The following is a 6,261-nucleotide window of genomic DNA, read 5'->3' on the forward strand; positions in this document are numbered from 1 at the left end:
CAATGAAATGTCTAAATATTCTCATGGGCTTTATTCTGACACAACTTTATCTTTATTTTTCATCAAGTACAAAGCAATCCCAAGAAAATTCATTATTATCGTAATCTATAATGGCTTTCACTTGTACGCTTACAGGGTTTCCATCTAAGATTGCCGGAGCCCATTTTACTTCGGTGCTAAATAAGCGTCCCGGGAACATTTGCCCTGTAATAATAGGTTCAATTTGTCTGTGATGTAAATCATCTGTGTATTCCAGATTTGAAAAATAGCCATCTTTATTTACTATAAAACTGAATTTTATACTTCCTAATACGGGAGATGCGTTTACGGGATATTCAATTTTTTCCACGCTATAGCTGTTTTTAGAATAAATGTGCATAGCAACTTGGTGAATATACCTAGTCAAGTTGTATCTTTTCCCGTAAAATCTTTTATCCGGTTCTCCCCATTTTGGTCCTTCGTCAAGTATGACAAGGTCACCTTTTGTGTTCAAACTGATAGAGAAGGTTAAACTGGAAGTTATTTTTTTGCCATTTTCTCGACTCGCTTTCCAATTTCGTGAAATTGATATTACTCGTTTTATTTCGTTTACAAGAGCTGTATCAGAAAGGTTTTCAACAATACAATTTTTAATTCTTCCTCTTTTAGTTACAGAAAAATCAGTCTCAAAATTAATTTTACGTGAAATGTTGTTCGAATAGGCTGTGTTACTAAATAATAGATCAGATTCCGTGAGATTAACACGAAATGGTATATGCTGATGCAGTATTTGGTTCGATAACCAAATAGGGAACGAAACTGTAGCTTCTTTGCTTTGGAACATGACGTTTTCGTTGTTCATTTTTTTGTATTTTCTATTTTCAGCTTGCGTTGATAGAGTATGAAAGCTCAAGAAAATAGCAAACAGAAACCATGTACTTGTTTTGAATGTTCTAAAAATCATGTTATTGAATTTGGAATTGTTTATTTTTTACGTCCGCAACGAGCACAATATCCCCCGGATAGGGTGCCTGTTTTTTGGCCACAATCGTTACACGTACTTAAAGTCGGGAAACAAATAGGACAATCCCACATACTCTTATTTGGGTTGTTATGATGGGTGCAATCACAATAACGTAACATCTTTCCGCAATACGTGCAGAAAGGATAAGGTTCGGTACTACCACCGCCACCGCCTTCTGAAGAACTGTACATCGCTACCGCATCATTCTTAAAGAAATCGTATCCTTCAAGGAGATTGTTCATTGTTTCACCCTCGTGATGCTCTTCGCTTACACTTGTGGTTTCTACGACTTTTCCTGCTTCGTGTTTCTCGACTTCAGTGATTGCGCCATCCAGCGTCGTGTATATAACAATCCCTGAATACTCGGTGTTTTTTTGAGACAGATTGAATGAGTTAATCTGGCTTTCGCTTGATTTGCCGTTTTCGGGAAGAAGTGTCATGATCCGGCATATCATTTCACCTGTTGTTTTTTGAGAGATGACCATTTTTTGAGCTAGAGAAATCATGTCCTTAGAAGATTTTTTTTGGACATAGTATTTTTCTAAGGTGGTAATTGGAACGTTTACAAAACTCGACTTTTCGTTAATAGTAACCACGGCGTTATTCCATTTAGGCGTAAAATTCACCGGGGTTAAGCCTGTGAATTCTGGAATATTCTCTTCTTCTTCGGAATTTATACCTCTTGACAAAGATTTTTGCAAGATGTTCTTTTGAATAGAAGTTTCAAAAAACGTTTTGGCGTCATTTACTGTCAATTTTGTAGAATTAATACTACTTGAAGATACGTTTTCTTTATTACAAGCATATACTATTAAAGAAAGTATAGTTGAAATAATAATAAAATAATTTCTATTTTTCATAGGTTTTGATTTTTGAAATAATACATAAATTTTTAATAGATGTGTTTTTGTTTTTTATATTTCCTCCTTTCTTTTTAGTTTGGTATTCATCCCGATTCTGAAATTATTGTTGATTATTTGTTATAATGTCATGATATATAAACAATTGCTTCCCATTTCTGTAAATGAAAGGGAGTTCCTCTACACCTTGATCCAGATTTTTCAACCAATATATCTTGTTTAATGGTATGTTTTTAAATTTTAAGTAGTTATACTTTGCGGTTATCGTATCTATTTCAATCCATCTATTATCCCAATACAATAATTTATACCGGTTACCGGGTATTATGGAGTTTTCTGCATTTAATGGAGCCATCCTGATCGTTTTTACTCTGACAGGAGATTCTAGGTGCAAATAGATATCGGGTTGTGAAGAAGCGGTTTGCATATTCTGATCGAACATTCGTTGGCTCTTAAAGTCGTATATATTTTTTTCAATAACTTGCAATTGTTGTTTATATGGACAAAGAGTGTCCGCATCGTCCATAATGGGTAACGGAGAAGCTGGCTCAGTGTAAGGATAATGAAAGGTGGAGTCAATTAAGAATTCCAACCAAGAAATATTAGAACGACGATTAGTGGCAGGCGAAGCATACTTAAAGTATTTAAAACTTCTCGACTCTGATATTTTGAAATCCTGCAAATAAGGTTGGGGGGCGTGTGATATTGTATACAGTAAAACAGAATCAGAAAAATCATCACGGTTGGCTCCATAAAATTTTCCTCCAATCATTTTTTTGGCGATATCAATCATTTTTCGTTTTCGTGGATATTTTCTACTCACAATAATGTCCCCTGTACTTTGAGATGAAGAGATAGGTGGAAAAGGTATGATTTTATAGCGACCGGCGCGTAAAGAATCTTTTTGTATATAGAATGGTGAGCTGAAATAAACAATCTCATTTCCCCTGAAAAATGCAGGAAAGTATAAGGTGTTGTACATGGTATTTATATATTCTATTTTATTCCTTTCATGATCGATTTTACCCCAACACACGGGTAATATACCAGAAGGGTTGTTATTAAAAGCGTATAAATAGGCTAAATTATTATCTGATTCTTCTTCAAATGGTAATTCTATTTTTACTGTCTCGTAATAACTACTTGTTACATCTTTTATACAAGGTGAGTCAAAATCAGTCGGAACTAATTCATTGGAAGATTTGGTAAAATAAGGACTATCACTTTGTGCAGCGTAAGTATTTCGGATAATATTCAAAGATTCTCCTTGTAGAGGTTCTATTGTGTCTAAACAATTGGTTTGGGGATTGAAATGTCGCCATTTCTTATTGTTATCTAAAAACGAACAGAAATAATGTCTCCCTTTCAATTCTTTGTATGCTGTATTGAAATTTACCATTAGAGGTATGCCGCATGCTCTTAAGATATTACATGCGTTATTCGCCGTATTTATACAATCTACATCTTGCCCGACAAATAAGTCATAGAAACCGATATGTGAGTTTAGAGGGGGGAAGCTAAAAAAGGATTGCATACTTGACACGTAATGGTGATAACGTTTTAAATAACCTGAAAGCTTTTTGTGATTCGTTTTTTCAAGGTGTTTAAACATGAGTTTGTTTAAAAAACGACCATTCTCAAAAAACGAAATTGTTTGAATTGAGCGATACGGTAAAATACATTCACAAAACTCGTTGAAAGACAAATGTCGGCATAGAGGTCCTTTTTGCCATACTTCAAAAGCATTATCAATATGTTGAATAATAAAATCGGCTGAAAGATGTTCGACATCCCAAACGAACGAAGAAGATAATTTAGGAGCTTTAATTATTATTCCTTCGTTTTGTTTAAATGCTTTATAGCTCAATTCTTGCAACTGATATCGTATTGTAGAGTCTTCAAGTTGCTCGTCTTTATAATCCTTGATAATCGTATAATATAAAGAGTCATACTTTTGATGATAGGTTATAATTGCAGTATCCATACTCGACACTTGTACTGTTGTGTAGTGCCATCTCATGTTTGAGAGCAAAAAACAAGCTGCCTTGTATTTCTTTGTTTCTCCTTTGTAATGATTCAGAACTTTTTCAAGCATTATACGATTATTTCCTGCCAATGCGAATGAATCATTAAGATCATAAGATGTAGATTGACAATTATAATTTATCAATATAATGGTGTAAATTAAGCTATGAACGGTCAAATTGTACAATCTAGGACTCATTGTATTAATAATAATTTGTTTTATATTTCATATATAAATACACGCTCGACATAGAAAAGGATTAAATAGAAATTAAAAATATTTATTATTTGTACCTTATGAAGATTTAAATAGCCTTAGTATTTGGTATATAGCGATGTTTCTGGATATAAGTATTGTAGATAATCTTATCAAGAGTAATTTTTTTACTCCTTCCTGTTAATATTGTATGTGTATTTAGTCAGCTTTTAATAGTTCTGTATGGTCAGAATTTAAAATGATTCAGTGATTCAAGTTGACATGAGTCATTTGGTAGATAACCAGAAAATATTATTTTTGCAGGCGTGTGAAAATGTTAGTAATAAATTAATTGTATGAGTGTGACAACAAAAAAGAAAGAGAGAGTAAAGTTTAGTAAAGCGTTTTGGGTTGCCAACACGGTAGAGTTGCTGGAGCGTGCCGCCTATTACGGGGTATTTGTCGTGATCACGTTGTATTTGAGCAACGTGCTGGGTTTCACGGATATTCAGGCTGCCACGATCGCGGGAGTTTTTTCCGCTTGTTTGTATTTATTGCCGACATTTTCGGGGGCTCTTGCCGACAAGATCGGCTTCCGGAAATCGATGCTGTTGGCGTTTGCCCTGCTGTCGCTGGGGTATTTGGGGCTGGGGTTGTTCCCGAGTTTCCTGTCCACGACGGGGTTGGTTGAATACGGTTACGTGACCAAGTTCACGGGGTTGCAGGAAAGCGGTTATCGTTACGGGATTATTCCGGTTATGATACTGATTATCGTCGGGGGCTCGTTTATCAAGAGCGTGATCTCCGGTACGGTGGCGAAGGAAACGGACGAGAAAAACCGTGCCCGCGGGTTCGCTATTTTTTACGGGATGGTGAATATCGGGGCGTTCTCCGGTAAAGTGCTGGTGACTCCCTTGCGGGATGCCATGGGGCACGAGGGAATGATCGTGTTGAATTATTTCTCGGCGGCGATGACTTTTCTGGCTTTGATAGCGATTTATTTGTTTTACAAGAGTGATAAACACGCCGGGGAAGGGAAAACTTTCCGGCAGATATGGACGGGTTTGGTAAAAGTATGTTCCAACGGGCGGTTGATCGTGCTGATCTTGATTATCACCGGATTCTGGATGGTGCAACACCAGTTGTACGCCACGATGCCGAAATACGTGACGCGCTTGGCGGGAGAGGCGAGTGCCATCGGTTGGTACGCTAACGTGAACCCGCTGGTGGTCGTGTTGACCGTGAATCTGGTAACTTCATTGATGCGGAAGAAATCGGCCTTGTTCTCGATGACTTGCGGTATGTTTATCATGCCCGTTTCCGCCTTGTGCATGGCGTCCGGGAATATGCTGGGAGGCGGGGAAATCCTCGGGCTGCACCCGGTGGCGTTTATGATGATAGTGGGTATCGTGTTCCAAGGATTGGCGGAAGTGTTTATTTCACCCCGTTTTCTGGAATATTTCTCGTTACAGGCACCGAAAGGGGAGGAGGGAATGTACCTCGGTTTTAGCCATCTGCATTCCTTTTTGTCATCCATTTTCGGGTTCGGGTTGTCGGGATTCCTGTTGAGCAAGTATTGCCCCGATCGGGCTTTGTTCAGCAGCGAGGCAGAATGGGCTGCCGCTGCGGCTAACGCGCATTATATATGGTATTATTTTGCCGCTATCGCTTTGGTATCTGCTATTGCCTTGATTATTTACGGTCGGGTGGTACGGCGCATGGATGCCAAAAAGGCTGTGGTATAAGAAATTGTTCCCAATTAGATACAAGACGTCTTCCGCTTTCGCGGGAGGCGTTTTTTGTTTTCGTGATATTCATGGTTATGGCTTGTGTCACGGACGTTTAATAGTAGTGTTTCTCTCTATTAGCTGTACAAGATAAGTTAATAATTAATATAATATATTGTTTTACTAAGTATTAAAGATAAATGAATCTCAATTTATTTCCTATTCAAATACTATTTTTTTACTTTTATAATAGGAGATGAATGGGAGTTGAATAGGAGATGAATGGGAGTTGATATATAGAAAGTACAATTCTAATTCTATAATGGTACTTTTTTCAGTACTGTCCTCTCCTTGTTAATTTCGGTTAATTGGCAGGTCTTGTGAAGATAGACGCGCTATTCTTTACCGTGATTTCAATGTTGGAAACAACTTCTTTATGTGGGGTATAGG

4 protein-coding genes are annotated in these 6,261 nt (G+C 37.2%); 1 reads left to right on the top strand and 3 read right to left on the bottom strand.

Annotated features, from left to right (window positions below; translation table 11 throughout):
• Positions 1-52: 52 nt before the first annotated feature.
• The 3 genes from Q5866_RS18095 to Q5866_RS18105 all read right to left on the bottom strand — a co-directional run bounded on the left by Q5866_RS18095 (position 53) and on the right by Q5866_RS18105 (position 3,847).
• Positions 53-943, bottom strand: a complete 891-nt coding sequence (locus Q5866_RS18095) for a hypothetical protein (protein WP_303181658.1) — start codon at positions 941-943, stop codon at positions 53-55.
• A gap of 20 nt (positions 944-963) precedes the next feature.
• The gene (locus tag Q5866_RS18100) at positions 964-1,863 is read right to left on the bottom strand and encodes a hypothetical protein (protein WP_303181659.1); all 900 of its coding nucleotides are present in this window, start codon (positions 1,861-1,863) and stop codon (positions 964-966) included.
• Positions 1,864-1,966: 103 nt separating this feature from the next.
• Positions 1,967-3,847 carry a hypothetical protein gene (locus tag Q5866_RS18105; RefSeq protein ID WP_303181660.1) on the bottom strand — a complete coding sequence of 627 codons (1,881 nt, stop codon included), beginning with the start codon at positions 3,845-3,847 and terminating at the stop codon, positions 1,967-1,969.
• 599 nt (positions 3,848-4,446) lie between these two features.
• On the opposite strand from Q5866_RS18105, the gene Q5866_RS18110 reads away from it, so the two are divergent.
• Positions 4,447-5,829 (top strand): MFS transporter, encoded by a 1,383-nt coding sequence (locus Q5866_RS18110; protein WP_303181663.1) that lies wholly within the window; start codon positions 4,447-4,449, stop codon positions 5,827-5,829.
• The last annotated feature ends 432 nt before the right edge of the window (positions 5,830-6,261 follow it).

Source organism: uncultured Butyricimonas sp. (assembly GCF_959596855.1).
GTDB lineage: Bacteria > Bacteroidota > Bacteroidia > Bacteroidales > Marinifilaceae > Butyricimonas > Butyricimonas muris.

What these genes read in the sequence shown, in the direction of transcription:
- Q5866_RS18095 (WP_303181658.1), bottom strand. Translation starts at nt 943, where the DNA reads ATGATTTTTAGAACATTCAAAACAAGTACATGGTTTCTGTTTGCTATT.
- Q5866_RS18100 (WP_303181659.1), bottom strand. Translation starts at nt 1,863, where the DNA reads ATGAAAAATAGAAATTATTTTATTATTATTTCAACTATACTTTCTTTA.
- Q5866_RS18105 (WP_303181660.1), bottom strand. Translation starts at nt 3,847, where the DNA reads ATGGATACTGCAATTATAACCTATCATCAAAAGTATGACTCTTTATAT.